This window comes from Algoriphagus chordae (genome assembly GCF_003254055.1).
Taxonomy (GTDB): Bacteria; Bacteroidota; Bacteroidia; order Cytophagales; family Cyclobacteriaceae; genus Algoriphagus; species Algoriphagus chordae.
Genome location: NZ_QKZT01000012.1, coordinates 98,284 through 115,267, shown reverse-complemented (window position 1 = coordinate 115,267; position 16,984 = coordinate 98,284). Strand labels below are relative to the sequence as shown.

Below are 16,984 nucleotides of genomic sequence, written 5' to 3'. Positions count from 1 at the left end.
AGACTTTTTTATTTTTGCCTCATGGACTCTATTTTGTTGTTTGATGATCCCGCGATTCGTGGCTCATTGCTCCCCTTTACTTTTACAAGACCTGTGGCGGATCTCCGTGTCGGAATCCTGAAGATTTCTGAAAAATGGGAGAAGTTGACAGGTACTTCAGTTTCTTTTCTTAGCCAAGATTACCTTCAAAAGAAATTTCCCCGCAAATCAGGAAATGCTCTTGCTATAAACGGAGCCTGGCTACCAGATAGCAAAAGTCTTGAGCTTTTGAAGTCCCTTACTGCTAATCAGGCAGTGTTTTTCGGCAAAATACTCATCGCTACTTATATCGGGGAGACTGAGAAAAACCTAAGTGCTGTAAGGGACAAAGAAATCATCCAGATGAGTTCTGAGCCAAGGCTTCTCTTGAAGACCTGGAATATCTTCCAGTTCAATGGGGCAGAAATCAGAAAGGATTTTGATTTAATTACCCAAGGAAGAAAATCTGCTGAAATCAACGATCCTTATACCAAGCTATATTCTCCCGAAAACATTTTCATAGAAGAAGGTGCAGTAATCCGCGCAGCAGTTTTGAATGCTGACGGTGGACCTATCTACATCGGGAAAAACACAGAGATCCAAGAAGGGACATTAGTTCGTGGGCCCTTTGCACTTTGCGAAAGCTCTACGCTAAATATGGGAGCGAAAATAAAAGGCGATACCACTGTGGGTCCACATTGTAAAATAGGTGGAGAGGTGTCCAACTCCGTGATCTTTGGCTTTAGCAATAAAGGCCATGAGGGTTTCTTGGGCAATTCTGTGATTGGCGAATGGTGTAATATGGGCGCTGATACCAATACCAGTAACCTGAAAAACAATTATTCTCAAGTGAAGCTTTGGGATTATACCGTAGGAAATTATGCCAACACAGGCTTGCAGTTTTGTGGCTTGATGCTGGGAGATCACTCCAAATGCGGTATCAACACCATGTTCAACACCGGAACTGTAGTAGGAATTGGCTCCAATGTTTTTGGACCTGGATTTCCTCGTAAATTTATTCCTTCCTTTGCTTGGGGTGGAGAGGAAGGATTCTCTACCTTTTTGTTTCCAAAGTTTCTAGAGACAGCAAAAGCCGTGGTAGCAAGAAGAGGACTGGAATTGAATGCAGAGGATCAAGAGATCTTGCGCACGATTTTCGAAATGTCCAAAAACTATAGAATTTGGGAAACTTCATTCTGATCAATTAATACATGCAATTCGCAGATATACCGGGGCTTCCCGAAACCAAAGAGAACCTGATCAATGCTGTCAAACATAATCATTTGGCGCATGCATTGCTATTTCATGGGCCTGAAGGCTCAGCCAATCTAACTATGGCCTTGGCGCTGTGCACCTATTTGTACTGCGAAAAACCCAGTGATACTGACTCCTGTGGGGTATGCTCCTCATGCCAACGAATGAGTCGATTGCTTATGCCGGATTTGAATTTCGCTATGCCTGCCATTACAACGACCAAAGACGACGAGGAGGATAAGCCGGATCTATTGGCCAACTGGAGGAAATTTGTGATAGAACAACCTTATGGCAACGTTCATGATTTTATCTATTTCAATAATTTTGAAAAGAAGCAATTAAATATATCCAAGGGAGCGGCACGCAGAATCATTCAATCACTGTCCTTGATGTCTTTCGAAGGAGGCTACAAAATAATGATGATTTGGGCACCGGAATTCCTGCATCCAGCTGCGGCAAATGCCCTGCTGAAAATTCTCGAAGAGCCACAGCCCAAAACTCTGTTTATTTTGGTTACTAGCCATGCGGATCAGTTACTGACTACGATTCTTTCCAGAACGCAGAAAGTGACAATTCGTGGCTTCTCTGATGAGGAGGTTAAAAACCATCTGGTTGCCGAAGATCTTTGTATTGAAGCATCTGCGGAGCAAATAGCGATGTTGGCAGATGGAAATCTCCGTGAAGCCTACCGGCTAGTGGATCAGGTAGAAGATCTTCAGGTGAAGAAAATCAGAGAATGGTTTTTGTCTTGTTACAAAGCAGATTTCAAAAGTATTTTTGGCTTGGCAGATGATTTTCACAAATCGGATAAGGAAGCCCAAAAGTCACTGGTGCTGACTGGTTTGAATGTCCTTCGAGAGATACTTCTCAAAAATGCTGGTTTGGATGATCTACTACGTACACATGATGAGGATCGTGATTTTGTAAATAAAATCTCTGGGAATATATTGAAGGAAGAGCATGTGGGTAAGCTGTATGGGGATTTCAACATGGCACATTATCATTTGGAAAGAAATGGGAATGCGAAGTTTATCTTCACTGACCTCTCGATGAATGTGACCAGATTGATGGCTAAAATCAGCTGATATGGAACATAAAATAATCGGTCGAAAAGAAAAGATTTCTTTACCCGATATGGGGCTGAACTTAGTCTGGGCCAAAGTGGATACGGGTGCCTACACCAGTAGCATTCATGCTGAGAATTTGGAAGTAGTAGAAGTGAATGGCAAGCGAGTCTTGCAATTTCAAGCTCTTCTTCCAGGGCACAAATCCTATACTGGCGAGTTTATTAGGGTTGAGCATTTCAGAGAGAAAAAAGTAAAAAACTCCTTCGGACAGGCTGAGCTACGTTATTTGATTGAGACTAGCTTTGAACTTGCTGATGAGACCTACACGGCCGAGTTTACCCTATCGGATCGCTCCAAGATGAAGAATGCGATTCTCCTCGGGCGAAAGATCCTGAAAAATCGTTTTCTTGTGGATGTGTCCAAGGTCAATTTGGCCAGACAATACAGGAAGAAATAAGCAAATACTGATTTATCTTACGAGTCAAGAAATAGACTCAAACTCTAAAAATTTTCTTATGAAGATTGCAATCCTATCCAGGAACCCAAATTTGTATTCTACCAGAAGGCTTTTTGAAGCAATTCAGCAGGCTGGGCACGAAGCACTAATAGTGAATCATAGTGTGTGTGACCTGATTATCGAGCAAGATGGGCCTTCTATTATTTACAAAGGCGAAAAACTTACGGACATAGATGCAATCATCCCGAGAGTTGGGGCATCAGTTACTTTTTACGGCACAGCGGTAGTTCGTCAATTCGAGTTGATGGGGGCATTTTCAGCAGTTCATTCTCAAGCGATAGTTCGGAGCAGAGACAAGCTGAGAAGTTTACAGATCCTTTCCAGTGCTGGATTGGGTATGCCGAAGACTGCCTTTACCAATTTTTCCAAAGGTGGAGAAAAGCATATTATTGAACATGTGGGCGGAGCACCACTGATCATCAAATTGCTTGAAGGAACTCAAGGATTAGGAGTCGTTTTGGCAGAAACTAGAAAAGCCAGTCAGTCAGTGATTGAAGCCTTTCACGGCTTGAAAGCGAGAATAATTGTGCAGGAATTTATTAAGGAAGCCAAAGGGGCAGATATACGTGCATTTATTGTAAACGGCAAAGTAGTTGGAGCGATGAAGCGTCAAGGTGCAGAGGGTGAATTCAGATCCAACCTGCATCGAGGAGGAAGGGCGACAATCATTAAATTGAGCCGAGCGGAGAAGCAAGCGGCATTAAGTGCGGCGAAGGCATTAGGCTTGGATGTGGCTGGAGTGGATATGCTTCAGTCTGCAAGAGGCCCATTGATATTGGAAGTGAACAGCTCACCAGGACTCGAAGGCATAGAGAAAGCAACAGGGATAAATATCGCTGGCGCAATCATTAAATTTATAGAAGAGGGGGTCAATAAGCGCCCCATGAAAATATCAAGTCAATGAGTCAGGTAGTAAAAATAGGTACACGCGGAAGCAAATTAGCGCTTTGGCAGGCCTATCATGTGGAGGAACTTCTGCAAAAAGCAGGCTTGAAAGCTGAGATTGTCATCATCGATACCAAAGGTGATCAGATCCTAGATGTGTCGATTGCCAAGATCGGCAGCAAGGGTGTTTTCACACAGGAATTGGAAGATCAGTTGCTGGACGGGCGAATTGACATCGCTGTTCATAGCGCAAAGGATATGCAGTCCAATTTGCCAGAAGGCTTTGAGATTATTGCCTTTACCGAGCGTGAAAAAGAAAATGATGTGCTGGTCTCTCATGACAAGTCTGTTTCGCTCAAGAAGAACGTCGTTTTAGGAACGTCATCCACACGTCGGGTTTCTACCCTGAAGTATTTTTATCCCCATGTGAAGACAGTGGAGGTTCGCGGGAATCTGCAAACCAGAATCCGCAAAATGGAAGAGGGGCTTTGCGATGCCTTGTTGCTGGCATATGCTGGAGCACATCGCATGGAATACGATCATATGATAGTCGCAGAATTGGATTTGGATGAATTCACTCCTGCTGTAGGGCAAGGTTCTGTCGCGATAGAAGTGGCAGAGAAATTGGATCCTGTATTGAAGACTAAAATAGCTGCAGCTTGTAATCATTTGGAGACTTCCTTGAGGTTGCGTGCTGAGCGAGCATATTTGAGAGTGCTTGAAGGAGGTTGTAGTATCCCTGTTTTTGCGCTAGCAAATCTTGTCGGCGATCAGCTTACACTCAAAGGTGGAATTGTGAGTTTGGATGGGAAAGAGCGGATTTCTATCCTAGTAGAAGGAAATGCAGGTCAGCCAGAAAAGATAGGAGAAGAATTAGCTGATCGAGTTTTTGCCGCAGGCGGAAAAGTAATATTGGATCAAATTAAAAGTACTTTGAATAAATGAGTTATCTAAGAAACCTACTTATTGTCTTCTTGCTAGCGAGTACCGCTGCCTGTGGAGGAGAGAAAGATTACGTAATCACCATAGAGACTAGTCATGGAAATATCGTGGCGGTACTTTTTGACGATACGCCAGAGCACAAATCCAATTTTATCAAATTGGCAGAAGCCGGAAGATTTGATTCTACCGAGTTCCAGCGGGTGATGAAGAATTTTATGATCCAGGGCGGGGACGTCTTCACCAAAGAGAACCTTCCGCCTCAGGAATGGCCAACTTTGCCTGCGGAAATCCGGCCCAAATATTACCACAAAAAAGGTATGATCGCGGCTGCGCGACAACCAGATGGTATCAACCCAGAGCGAAGATCAAATGGATCTCAATTTTACATCACTATCGGAAAGGTCTACGATGAACTTGAACTCACGACTGATATGAAGGAACTTCAGAAATCGCTGATGAAGTATATGGAGTTGGGAAGTCAGGCAGAATTGAAGAATGAATACATCCGTCTTTATAATGAGGAGAAATACGATAGCCTGACAAATCTGATTCTTTCTAAAAGAGATGAGTTGGAAGAATCCCTCAATGTGAATTTGACTAAGGAATTTACCCCTGAGCAAATTGAAGCCTACACCACTGTGGGAGGAGTTCCGCATTTGGACAAGGAGTACACGGTTTTTGGTGAAGTGATCCAAGGCTTAGAAGTAGCAGACGAAATATCAAATGTCCCTACTGGCTACCGAGATAGGCCAAATGAGCCTGTTTATATGACTGTGAAAGTGGATAAAATGTCTCGCAAAAAAATCGAAAAAGAATATGGCTACAGCTACCCCGATGACAAGTAAGAAGAAAATATTTATCACTGGAGCCAATGGTTTGCTTGGACAAAAGCTTGTTTCACAATTGGTGGGAAAAGGTGAATTCCAAGTGATCGCTAGCGGTAAAGGTGAATGCAGATTACCAGGCGAAGGTTTCGAATACGTTTCACTGGAAATCACAGATGCTGCACAGGTAGCCCAAACCTTGGGAGATATCAATCCAGATGTCATTATCCATGGGGCAGCTATGACACATGTGGATCAGTGTGAGCAGAATCAGGAGGCTTGTTACGATGCCAATGTAAATGCCACTGCCTATTTGATCAAAGCTGCCGAGGCTGCAAATGCTCACTTTATATTCGTTTCTACGGACTTTATTTTCTCTGGTGAGGAGGGACCTTTGGATGAAAATGCCATTCCTGCCCCGGTAAATTATTATGGGGAGACCAAGCTGATCGGCGAAGAGATGGTTATGAAGTCAAAAGCAAAGTGGGCAATTGCTCGAACTGTATTAGTATTCGGAATAGCCCATGATATGAGTCGTACGAATATTGTCCTTTGGGTGAAGTCTTCTCTAGAAGCTGGAAAAGAAATCCAAGTAGTGGATGATCAATTCCGTACTCCTACGCTCGCCGAAGACTTGGCGGCAGGTTGTATTTTGATCGCGGAGAAAGAAGCAGAAGGGGTTTTTAATATTTCAGGCCCAGACTTTTTGACCCCCTATGAAATGGCAAACACAACAGCCGACTTCTTTGGTCTGAATAAGGACTTAATCAAAAGAGCTGATTCGAGCACTTTTACTCAGCCAGCAAAAAGACCCTTAAAAACAGGTTTTGTCATTACCAAAGCTCGCGAACAGCTTGGTTTTGAGCCGAAAACTTTCCGAACGGCAATTGGTATTTTGGCAAAACAAATTATCTTAGCCCGCGCTTAAAAGCAGTTTATACACCCTTAATTTAATTTTATAATAGTTTATGGCACTTAAAAACGATACCGAAGAAAGAGGCGAATTTGGTTCTAGTTTGGGATTCATCATGGCCGCAGCGGGATCTGCCGTAGGTCTTGGGAATATTTGGAGATTCCCGTATTTGGTCGGTGAAAATGGAGGAGGAGCCTTCGTATTTGTATATATTATTTGTGTGCTATTTATAGCATTGCCATTACTATTGAATGAAATAGCATTAGGTAGAAAATCAGGTAAAAACCCAATCGGAGCTGTCCGTGAAACAGGTGGAAATGGCTTCTGGCAACTTGCAGGTGTACTTTGCGTCCTGGTTTGCTTCTTTGTTTTTAGCTACTATTCGGTGATTGCAGGTTGGACAGTAGGGTATATTATCACTGAAATCATCAACGTTCCGGTAGATTTTGCGGAGTTTGTTCAGACTCCGCTGTATGTGATTCCTCTTACGTTCATATTTATTCTGGCGACTATCTTGATCGTCTTGGGTGGTGTGTCTGGAGGTATAGAGAAAGCTTCTAAATTTTTGATGCCGGTTTTGTTTATCATCATTATTTTCATTGCAGGAAGAGCAGTAACCTTAGAAGGTGCATCAGCAGGTATTGAATATTATTTGAAGCCTGATTTCAGCAAAATTAATCCAGCTGTAATCCTTCAAGCGCTTGGTCAAGCATTCTTCTCTATGTCTGTAGGCTGGGGTTTGATGATCACTTTTGGATCTTATCTACCAAAGAAATCTAATATTGTACAATCTGCGGGATGGATCGCAGGGATGGATACTTCAGTTGCCTTGTTGGGTGGATTGATGGTGTTTCCAGCCTTATTTGCCTTACTTCCAGGTAAGGATCCTGCTGCAGGACCAGCTTTGGTTTTTGACGTATTGCCAAAGGTATTTGCTGCCATGCCAGGTGGTCATATCGTAGGAGCTCTTTTCTTTATCTTATTGATGGTAGCTGCTTTGACTTCTACGATCTCGATGTTGGAAGTTCCGGTGTCTTATCTGATTGATGACAAAAAGTGGGGTAGAAAAAGAGCTACCTGGACTATTGGTGTTGCTGCGATGGCGCTTTCTGTTCCGTCTGCTTTATCTCAGATTCCAGGTACATTCTTTGCCAATTTGCATATCAACTTCTTTGGAAATAGACTTGAAGGTTTCTTCGGCATAATGGACTTTGTCTTCGGTACCTTCGCCGTGATCGTTATCTGCTTGATGCTTGCCTTATACACTGGTTGGGCTTCTAAGATTTCGGAATATGCAGATGAATTGAAGTTGGGAGCACCAGGTTTCAAGGGTCCTTTCAGATTGGGATGGATGTTCTTTGTGAAGTGGATTTGTCCAATTGTAATTATTTTACTAATACTTAATATGGTAGGTGTATTCGGAACAGCGCAGGCTGCATAATAAGAGGCATTTGCTTATATGGTTGAAAAGGAAGTCTTCGGGCTTCCTTTTTTTAATTTTTCACCACCTTCCCATTTCTAACCACAGAGTCTAGGTAGGTCAGGCGGAGGCTGCAATACTGACTTTTTCTAATTTAGTCGAATGTTCATTTAGTACTGGAGTTTGTCGACTGATCACTGGGACTGAACCCTGATCATTGATCACTTTTCACATCCAACTACTTACCTATATCATGTTATCCTGCTCCTCCTGAAGCTGGATTTAGTCCACTTAGACCTCAGCGTTCTCCCCATCTATATAGAAAAGACCAGCGGAATGCATGCTGATTACTGAGACTGATCACTGGGACTGAACCCTGATCACTGATTACTTTCCATATCCAACTACTTACCTATATCATGTTTTCCTACTTCTCCTGAAGCTGGATTTAGTCCACTTAGACCTCAGCGTTCACCCCATCTATATAGGAAAGGCCAGCAGATCGCGTGCTGATTACTGAGACTGAGACTGGGACTGAACTCTGATCACTGATCACTTTTCACATCAATCCTTCCATCTAATCTTCCTTCTTGGCAAGGGAATTGCTAATTTTTCTTAAAATCCATCGTTACTAAGCTTACTAAACCAATAAATACTATATCATGAAAAAATTAATTCTTTCTCTGGCTTTGTTGGCATTTGCGCTGACAGGCTATTCTCAGGGCTTTTCTTTCGGCCCTAAAGTAGGGCTCAGCCAAACTAAACTTGATCTAAAATCTGAGGACTTCAAGTCTGGTGATGCCAAATTCGGATACCATGTGGGCTTGTTTGCCAGAGTAGGCTTGGGTCCCCTTTATCTTCAGCCTGAGCTCCTGTATGCCCAGACTAAAGGGGAGTTCTCCTTCAATGATGGTGTCTCTGGCGATAAGGAATATAAATCCAACTTCAATAGACTTGATATCCCTGTGATGGTTGGGTTAAAATTCTTTAAGCTCCTTAGAATTCAAGCTGGCCCTATCGCTAGTGTTAACATCGATTCAAAGCTGAAAGATGCTGTAGATACGGTGCAAGATGTGGATTACAAAAAGACGACTATAGGCTATCAGGCTGGTTTGGGCTTGGATATCGGGAATCTGATCGTAGATGCCAAATATGAAAGTTCTCTAGGGAATATATCTGGTAAGATAGGAGGGTTCGAGACTGATCATCGAGTAAATCAGTGGATATTATCGGTAGGATTTAAACTTTTCTAGTCGCTTGAAACCGGAACAAAAATACCGATTGAAAATTATCAATCGGTATTTTTTTTGGCTCATTTGGAGATTAATCGTGTCTTGTAAATCACCGAATAGTCATTTTCGGCTTCAGAGAAATTAAGTGAAAACCAGATTTCATCCTTAGAGATGTATTTGTTTAAGTTGCCCAGGATTTCAGGTTTTTGGATGGGAGAACTGATTTCTGTGCCGTTGAAAATGACCATGCCTCCTTGGTTACTTTCTCCCAATACCTCCCATTGTTTGTCCATATCTCCATCAGCTTTGGCCACTGCTTCCTCATACTCCTCACTCGTCAATCCAGCAAGATAATCCACTATAAACAGGCCATCTTCCATCGCAATGATTTTATTGATCGTGCCAGCATAGAGTTCACTTATTACTATGTTATTATTGACCTCCTTGCCTTTAGGCTCATTTTCAACAAAAGCGGGGAAGGGAATGAACTTGGTAGAACCTAAAGAATTCAGGTCTGAGAGTGGATACGCAAAAATCTTAGGTTCATGTCTATAAGCTATATATAGACTATCCTTTCCGAGAGAAATCGCGGGATAGAAAGAAAAGAATTTATAGGCATTTTCTTCACTACTAAACTTGGAACTGGCAGGAAATGGAACAGCCGCCGTATAGGTCTCAGACTGCAGGTCTAGAATCTCTATATGCTTGGATTTTTTTTGATAATCAATTCCCTGACTGCCAAATTCATCTCTGCCACGTCCAGGTAGATTAAGGTAAAGTTGATCACCTTTGATAAATAAATTATCGGCACCACCAATAATGATTTGTGCCATAGCAGAAAAATCAGGTTCGTATTTTTTCTGCAATTTGCCTTCCAAATCATACTTATAGACGCCACCAGTAGTAGGGATTAGAAACTCATTATTGGTTAGAAACTTGCTTTTTCCGTATCGATTCGCCTGATATTGGTTCGGGCCTTCACCCCTCAGTTTGTACTGATAAAGCTGTTCTCCCTTATCATTTGCTACTATAATAGAGTCCGTGTTTTCGTCTATTAGCAAATTGGATTTCCCATCTGGACTAATGTCCATCAGCGTGAGATTTCCTAGATAATCCACTATTAGGGAATCATATATTTCAAATTCTAGCGCTTGTTCTGAAAGTGGAGTGGATGATGCTGTTTGTTCTTTTTCGCCTGAGCAGGCAAAAATGCTGAGTGTAAAAGGGAGGAGGTATAAGTAGTAGAGGTTTTTCATTTCTGTACCAATTGTAGTTTATAAAAAGTCAAGTAATCCTGCTCTTCGCCCAAGTATTCATCATTTCTAAGCGCGAAAAAGGGCTGGTTAAGACCTTCCATTGCAAAGATCTTATAAACTTTTTTAGGAATTGGAATCTCGTTTGACCATCCTTTTTCTGAGTTATAAACTTTGAGATAAGATTGGTTTAGGTCAATCAATTTTGGAAAGTCCTTAGGGAAGTCAAATTCTTGGGTGCTATAAATCTCTTCTGAGATTCCTTCGGAATAGTGCACTACAAATTGATTCTCCTCTGCAAAAACCCCAAAAACATTGCCTTCCACCAGTTTTTCGTAGTTGTAGTTTTCGTATTTGTCCTTCAATTCAGGAGCTTCGATAAATTTCGTGGGCTTAAGATCTATGGTTTCTATAAAGCTCCCCGAATCAAGCAGGTTAAATCTGTGGATTTTGGGTTCGTTGTTGAAGTAGAGCAATAGATCATTTTCAGATATGGTAAATGAAATTGATGGTCTTTCATAAAACTTGCCAGTACTGAATTTTGAAGTTTCGGGCGTTCTGATTAATGGGCTGCTTTCTCCTGTAGTAGGGTTTAGCTTTTCGAGTAAAAAATATTCTTTTAAATAATTTTCAGTAAAAGGTCCCACATCATCTCTTCCTGTATAGTAGAGAAGTATATTTTCCTGCCAGAATTCCAATGATTTATCATCCATCAACCCTCCCATCGGTGGGGATGTGAAAGGCATTTCGATTTCTCTTTGAATCGTAAGATCCCCGTTTAATTTGTAAAAAGGACCATGGTGGTTACTGATTAAAGGATTGCCTTCGGGATCAATTTTGATAGTGGAAATAAAAGAAATTGAGTTTGGGCCGTCTTTAGGGAAAGTTTGGGTAGTGAGCACTTTCCCGTCATAATCGATTTTGACTATGGTATTGGCAGTGTAGTCATAGATCAAGCCTATTCCTTCACTAAAATCTCCAGTGGATATATTTCCCAAATAATCCACCTGAATAGAGTCTAGAATCTGAAGTTCCCATACGATGGAGTTTAAGGATTGATTTTCCTCGTTGTTTTTCGGTGCAGAGCAGGAAAAAGCTAGCAGGATTGAGCATGAAAATAGTAGATAGTTCTTTTTCATTTTTGTACCAATTGTAGTTTATAAAAAGTAAGATAATCTTGTTCTTCGCCGATGTATTCATCGTTTCGGAGGGCGTAGAAAGGTTTGTCTACTGATTCTATATTGAGTATTAACTTCACTTTTGAAGGGATAATCATTTCATTTGACCAGCCGAACCCATACTGATATATTTTGAGGTAGTCTTTCCTGAATTCTGGATAACGATAGAAATTTTCTTTCTCCTTTAATTCATTATTAACAAATGTGTTACCATCGATCCCTCCATTGTAGGTTATCATAATATGGTTTGGGTCTGAGTAAATCCCATATATTCTCGCCTCATTCATTTGCATGGATTGTGAATAAGTAACTGGTGATTTTTGGCCTGGGATAAGCTTAAAATCCTCTGGTATGAAATCCATACTTCGGATCCACTGAATGCTATCTCCCATCGCGTATATATGTACCTGGGGCTCATTGGTGAAAGTCAGGTACAGACTGTCATTTTCAATGACAAAATTTAAATACGGGCGGTTAAAAAAGTCATCTGTATTGTATTTGGATGTAGGAGGAGTACGGACTACAGCTTTTGAAGTATTGGTTTTGAGGTCATACAATTCTAATAGGGGATAATCTCGGTAGAAATGGTCAATGTATGGGCTGATCCCGTCACGTCCCGGGTACCACAAGAGTATTTTATTATTCCATACTACTATATTTCTTCTATTATATGCTCCACCTCTTGCTTCACCGGGAAATGGCATCTCAAGACTTCCTATCGAATTGAGGTCAGAATCAAATTTATATATATTGTTGAATGAAGAGGATCCATAAATAACCTCATTGTGTCGATGTAAAGTTGATAACCACATCACTGTTCCTGGGCCTTCTTTAGGATAAGTTTTTTTAGCTAAAATATTACCAGTCGAATCAAACTTCACCAAGGTTGTGCTCATGATGTCCTTGATGATTCCTACTCCATCGTTAAAAATGCCTTCTCGAATATCTGCTAGATAGTCCACCTGAATAGAGTCTACGATCTGAAGCTCCCATTCATTGGAGTTTATGGATTGGTTCTCCGGGTTACTTTTCGGTGCTGAGCAGGCAGAGTATAATGTAATTGCAGCAAGCGCTAGTAAAAGTATATATTTCATTTTTGAACTAATCGAAGTTTATAAAAAGTCAAATAATCCTGCTCCTCACCGATGTAGTCATCATCTCTCAAAGCGTAAAAGGGTTTGTCAAGAGATTCTATGTTTAGGATTCTTCCAATTCTGTAGGAGAGATTGATTTCATTGGAAAGTGTGGAGTCAGCATTTATAATTTTTATAATCTGTCTTTGATGGTCCTTGTGAAGAGGAAAGTTTTTAGGCTCTTTTAATTCATATTGTTGGTAGATTTCTTCAGAAATACCTTCTGTATAGAGCACAAAAATCCCCTGTTTGGTAGGAAAAAATTGTTGGATATTAGCATCTCTCATTTTACTAAAAGAAATGTATTCATAGGGTTTGGAGTGCTCACCATTATCTAGAAATTTTGTTGGCTCAAAGTTATATGTATGTAAATATTCATTGTTTTGAGAAAGATCATACACATGAACCAATGGCTCATTGTCTAAAGCTAGATAGAGGTGGTTTTCCAAAATCACAAAATTGAGAAATGGACGTTCGTAATATTTATCTGTGGAATAACGGGAGGATTTTGGTATCCTGATGATCGGCTCGGAGGTCTCAGATTCTGCGTCGATTTTTTCAAGTAAGAAATGGTCTCTAAAAAAATGTGGATCATATGGGTTGGCTCCATCACGGCCAGGGTAATAAGAAATGATTTTCCCATTCCAAACGTCTAAGTTTTTCAATAATCCTCCTCCATCTTTGGCTTCGGTGGGGAATTCAAGTTTAATCTCTTTTTTGAAGCTTAGGTCAGAGTTAATTTCATAGAGCCATCCCATGAAACTTGCAGCCAAAATATCTCCTTCTTGAAGGATCTTGATTTGGGTTGGATACTGAACTTTTCCCGGTCCTTCCTTGGGATAGGATTGTTCGTTAAGAATTTTTCCTGAGTCATCAAATTTGATCAGTTTGTTTTCTTTGAAGTTGAATATAACCCCAACATTATTTTTGAAATCCGCTCCATCCACCGTACCCAAATAATCTACCTGAATAGAATCTACGATTTGCAATTCCCATTCATTGGAAGCCTGAGGAGTGGATAGCTCCTCCGTTTTATTGGGTGAAGCGCAGGAAAAGAAATAGGAGCTTAGTAGGGTGGTTAAAATGTATCTGAATTTCATTTTGAGGCTAGTTTCATTTTATATATTCTTAAAAAATCTTCCTCTACATCAGGATCGGGAAGTTTTTGAAACCATGCATATCCACCTCCACTGGCATAGGTTCTTCCTCCGGTTTTGTCGGGAACTGAGACGTTTCCCAAATAACTTAGGTCAGTCAAGTTATAGATTAAATTGCCTTTCGGGGTCTCTTCCTCAATTTTTTGATAAAGAGCTCTTGCCTCATCTTCTTTGCCCGCTAGCCATAAAGCTTCGGCTTCTTTAGATTGTTGAGGATCCCTGCCAGAATAATAATTCAGTAAAAGCAGATTGTCCAAGATGTGAATATTTCTAATTGACGCAGAGCCACCTCTAATTTCTACATGTCCTTCCTGGAATTCGGCTCGATCTTTTCCTTCCGGTATTATAAATCCGGGGATGTCCAACTGAATCACAGTATCAAGCTTTGCTTCCTCTGGAGAGAGAGTGTACACATAGAGTTGTGGATCTCCGCCGTGTACAAAATAAAGTTTTCCATCTTTGGCTTCGTAGGCAGCACTGTAATCGCTCTCGATATAACCTTTGCCATTTAGAAAGTGACTTCCTGTTTCGAATGGAATCATTTCGGTCATGTATTCTGCTTGAACATCCACCAGTTCCACTGCTCGATAGCTGTCATAGAATTCCTGTTGCCCAGGGAAGGAATTGCGTGGACGGACAGATTTTGGAAGAAGGTATACCTGGTTTCCAAACTTTACTGTTTCGGTGGATTTCCCAATAAAGTTCATCGAGCTTGCGCCACCTAATGACTCAGGATGAGAGATTTTATGTTGCATAGTCCCATCCAAATCATAAATAAACAAGCCATTCATGCCATAGACAGTTATTTGATTTTCACCATAAAATCCTGGGGATTCTAGTTTGAAGCCATAGGCATCTGGAGTGTCCTCTTCTTTGGAAAAAGCGTGGATTATCTCTCCTTGGTCATCAGTTGTAATGATTTCTTTGCTGGGGGAGTCAAAAAACATCAACTTGGACCCTTCTGAATTGACATCTGTAAGCATAGGGTTTCCAAGAATTTCCAAGTCCAGAGAATCTACTAATTGCCATTCGTAAGACAGCGTGGTATCAATGTCTTGTTCAACTTTATCGGAAGATGAGCATGAAAAAAAACTGGCAAATGCCCATAGGGTTAAGAAGTATCTATATTTCATTTCTCAGTTAATTTCACTTTATAAACTCTCAAGAAATCCTCTTCTACTTCATCACTTCGATTTTTCTGCATCCATAAATACCCGCCCCCGGAAGCAAAGGATTCTAGATTAGCATTGCTAGGAAGTGGCAAATTTCCCAGTAGAGCCATGCTTTTTAGGTCAAAAACCAATACGCCTCTTGATACTTGGCTATCCAACTTGAAATACAATTCATCTGCTTCTTCCATTTTGTTGGCTGCATAAAGCTTCGATAGTTCGGCATTGTTTTCAGCAGAGATTCCTCCATAATAATTGACAATAAGCTTATCGCCTAGGATATGTATGTTTTGAATGGAGGAAGTACTCCCGTTGAGCATCACAGTTCCTTCTGCAAACTCTGCTCTAGGTGTGCCTTCTATGCCCGCAAATCCAGGAATAGTAAGCTGAATCACCGTGTCTAAACTCGCTCCTTCGGGGCTCAGGCTGTAGCGGTAGAGGGTAGGCTCCCCTGCCAAACTGACATAAAGCTTGTTGTCTTTTGTTTCCACGGCTGGCCAAAAATCACTTTCGTAATAGCCCATCCCATCCAGAAAGCGACTATTCTGCTCGAAAGGCACGATTTCTATAGAGCTTTCCTGCGCTATATCCACCAGTTCCAAATGCTTATAGGTATCGTAATATTTCTGCTCTCCTGGGTAGGTGTCTCTCGTACGTACAGACCGAGTTACCAAGTAAGTTTGTCCATTCAGTTTGGCTGTTTCTACAGACTTGCCGGGGAAAGCCATAAAACCTCCTCCGCCAAGGGTCTCAGGATGATCGATTTTTTTGATCATATTTCCTTCTTTATCGTAAAGGAAAATCCCTGCCATTCCAACAACAGCGATTTTGTCCTCGTCTACAAAGCCAGGCGCTTCCACCATAAACTCGTAGGAATCCGGAGTGTCCTCAGATTTATTGAACTGACTTTGGATGTTGCCATCACTGTCTGTCAGCACAATGTCTGTCGAGGCAAAATCGTAGAACAGGAATGATTCACCTGATTCACTCACCGATGTAATCAAAGGGTCTCCCAGCATCTGCAAATCCAGGGAGTCTATAATTTCCAGACTGTATTCTACATCTGATGAGATTTCCTGTTTTTTGTTTTCAGAGCAAGAAATGACTGTGATTAGAGAAATGGAAAGGAAAGTCTTAGAGATAGTATTCATGTGATTGTAAGGTAAATAGAGATGCTATTAAGATAATAGGTAAACTTTTTAGACCAAAAAAAACTCAGCCTGCATGACTGAGTTTTATGTTATTTGTTGTTAAAGTTGAGGTCTACTCACTTTAGCTGATGTTTTTTACTTTGCTATCCACAGGCTAGTGCTGAATTATTCAATCGTACTTTTGATATAAGGCCAAATAGTATTGAATACGATCTGATGACCTTCTTCGGTAGGATGTATACCGTCAGGGAGGTTTAATTCTGGGATTCCGCCTACATTTTCCAGTAGAAAAGGAATTAGTAATACGTCTTTTTCTTCTGCCACAGCAGGATACATGGCTGTAAATTCACCTGCATATTCCTGTCCCATATTTGGGGGGATCTGCATACCCGCCAAAATGATTTTAGTGTCAGGAAATTTTGATCTGACTTTATCAATGATTTTCAGCAGGTTGCTTTTTGTTTCGGTGAGTTTGATTCCGCGAAGTCCGTCATTTCCACCAAGCTCGAGGACGAAAACATCCGGTTTGTCCTCCAGAAACCAATCCAATCTGCTCAATCCGCCAGCGGTAGTTTCTCCAGAAAGCCCTCCGTTAATTACTTTGTAATCCATACCAAGACTATCGATTCGCTTTTGCGTCAGCCCAGCAAAACCATCTTCCTGATCGATTCCATAGGCAGCAGTCAAACTATTGCCGAAAAATAGGATGATTTTCTGATCAGATTTCGTCTCTGTAGCTTTTTCGCTGATGGTTTCTGTTTGGGTAGTTTCAGCTTTTTCCTCTGAGCAAGAGGCTACAGCCAGTCCAAGAAACAGAATCGTTGAGAAGAAGAATAATCGACTTAAATTGAATTGCATAGAAATCGGAATT

The 16,984-nt window shown here is 41.2% G+C and carries 16 protein-coding genes; 9 read left to right on the top strand and 7 right to left on the bottom strand.

Translation table 11 applies throughout. From position 1 onward, the window contains the following. The first annotated feature begins 21 nt into the window (after positions 1–21). The 9 genes from LV85_RS14025 (at position 22) to LV85_RS13985 (ending at position 9,093) form a co-directional block, all read left to right on the top strand. The gene (locus tag LV85_RS14025; protein WP_111320486.1) at positions 22–1,218 is read left to right on the top strand and encodes a GlmU family protein; all 1,197 of its coding nucleotides are present in this window, start codon (positions 22–24) and stop codon (positions 1,216–1,218) included. A gap of 11 nt (positions 1,219–1,229) precedes the next feature. Continuing rightward, complete coding sequence (locus tag LV85_RS14020) at positions 1,230–2,357, top strand: DNA polymerase III subunit (RefSeq protein WP_111320484.1); 1,128 nt, start codon at positions 1,230–1,232, stop codon at positions 2,355–2,357. Between the two features lies 1 nt (position 2,358). Then, positions 2,359–2,796 carry an ATP-dependent zinc protease family protein gene (locus LV85_RS14015; RefSeq protein ID WP_111320482.1) on the top strand — a complete coding sequence of 146 codons (438 nt, stop codon included), beginning with the start codon at positions 2,359–2,361 and terminating at the stop codon, positions 2,794–2,796. 58 nt (positions 2,797–2,854) lie between these two features. Beyond that, the gene (gene rimK / locus LV85_RS14010) at positions 2,855–3,760 is read left to right on the top strand and encodes a 30S ribosomal protein S6--L-glutamate ligase (RefSeq protein ID WP_111320480.1); all 906 of its coding nucleotides are present in this window, start codon (positions 2,855–2,857) and stop codon (positions 3,758–3,760) included. After that, positions 3,757–4,686, top strand: coding sequence for a hydroxymethylbilane synthase (hemC, locus tag LV85_RS14005; protein WP_111320478.1), 930 nt, complete (start codon positions 3,757–3,759; stop codon positions 4,684–4,686). Before rimK ends, hemC begins: the two co-directional genes overlap by 4 nt. Beyond that, the gene (locus LV85_RS14000; RefSeq protein ID WP_111320476.1) at positions 4,683–5,528 is read left to right on the top strand and encodes a peptidylprolyl isomerase; all 846 of its coding nucleotides are present in this window, start codon (positions 4,683–4,685) and stop codon (positions 5,526–5,528) included. Before hemC ends, LV85_RS14000 begins: the two co-directional genes overlap by 4 nt. Further along, positions 5,500–6,435 (top strand): SDR family oxidoreductase, encoded by a 936-nt coding sequence (locus tag LV85_RS13995; protein ID WP_111320474.1) that lies wholly within the window; start codon positions 5,500–5,502, stop codon positions 6,433–6,435. Before LV85_RS14000 ends, LV85_RS13995 begins: the two co-directional genes overlap by 29 nt. A 40-nt stretch (positions 6,436–6,475) precedes the next feature. Continuing rightward, entirely contained in the window at positions 6,476–7,861 is a 1,386-nt protein-coding gene (locus tag LV85_RS13990) for a sodium-dependent transporter (RefSeq protein WP_111320472.1), read from the top strand. A 641-nt stretch (positions 7,862–8,502) separates the two neighbouring features. Then, a complete protein-coding gene (locus LV85_RS13985) occupies positions 8,503–9,093 on the top strand; it encodes a porin family protein (protein ID WP_111320470.1) in 591 nt (196 codons plus the stop codon). 59 nt (positions 9,094–9,152) lie between these two features. Here the strand turns inward: LV85_RS13985 and LV85_RS13980 are convergent, their stop codons facing one another. The 7 genes from LV85_RS13980 to LV85_RS13950 all read right to left on the bottom strand — a co-directional run bounded on the left by LV85_RS13980 (position 9,153) and on the right by LV85_RS13950 (position 16,971). Continuing rightward, on the bottom strand, positions 9,153–10,328 hold the full coding sequence (locus LV85_RS13980) for a hypothetical protein (RefSeq protein ID WP_111320468.1): 1,176 nt from the start codon (positions 10,326–10,328) through the stop codon (positions 9,153–9,155). Further along, positions 10,325–11,464 carry a hypothetical protein gene (locus LV85_RS13975; protein ID WP_111320466.1) on the bottom strand — a complete coding sequence of 380 codons (1,140 nt, stop codon included), beginning with the start codon at positions 11,462–11,464 and terminating at the stop codon, positions 10,325–10,327. The genes LV85_RS13980 and LV85_RS13975 overlap by 4 nt, the downstream gene beginning before the upstream one ends. Continuing rightward, entirely contained in the window at positions 11,461–12,597 is a 1,137-nt protein-coding gene (locus LV85_RS13970; RefSeq protein WP_111320464.1) for a hypothetical protein, read from the bottom strand. Before LV85_RS13970 ends, LV85_RS13975 begins: the two co-directional genes overlap by 4 nt. After that, positions 12,594–13,736 carry a hypothetical protein gene (locus LV85_RS13965; RefSeq protein WP_111320462.1) on the bottom strand — a complete coding sequence of 381 codons (1,143 nt, stop codon included), beginning with the start codon at positions 13,734–13,736 and terminating at the stop codon, positions 12,594–12,596. The genes LV85_RS13970 and LV85_RS13965 overlap by 4 nt, the downstream gene beginning before the upstream one ends. Then, positions 13,733–14,926, bottom strand: a complete 1,194-nt coding sequence (locus tag LV85_RS13960; protein ID WP_111320460.1) for a hypothetical protein — start codon at positions 14,924–14,926, stop codon at positions 13,733–13,735. Before LV85_RS13960 ends, LV85_RS13965 begins: the two co-directional genes overlap by 4 nt. Next, a complete protein-coding gene (locus LV85_RS13955) occupies positions 14,923–16,113 on the bottom strand; it encodes a hypothetical protein (protein WP_111320458.1) in 1,191 nt (396 codons plus the stop codon). The genes LV85_RS13960 and LV85_RS13955 overlap by 4 nt, the downstream gene beginning before the upstream one ends. A gap of 165 nt (positions 16,114–16,278) precedes the next feature. Continuing rightward, positions 16,279–16,971 carry an arylesterase gene (locus LV85_RS13950; RefSeq protein ID WP_111320456.1) on the bottom strand — a complete coding sequence of 231 codons (693 nt, stop codon included), beginning with the start codon at positions 16,969–16,971 and terminating at the stop codon, positions 16,279–16,281. Positions 16,972–16,984 lie beyond the last annotated feature (13 nt).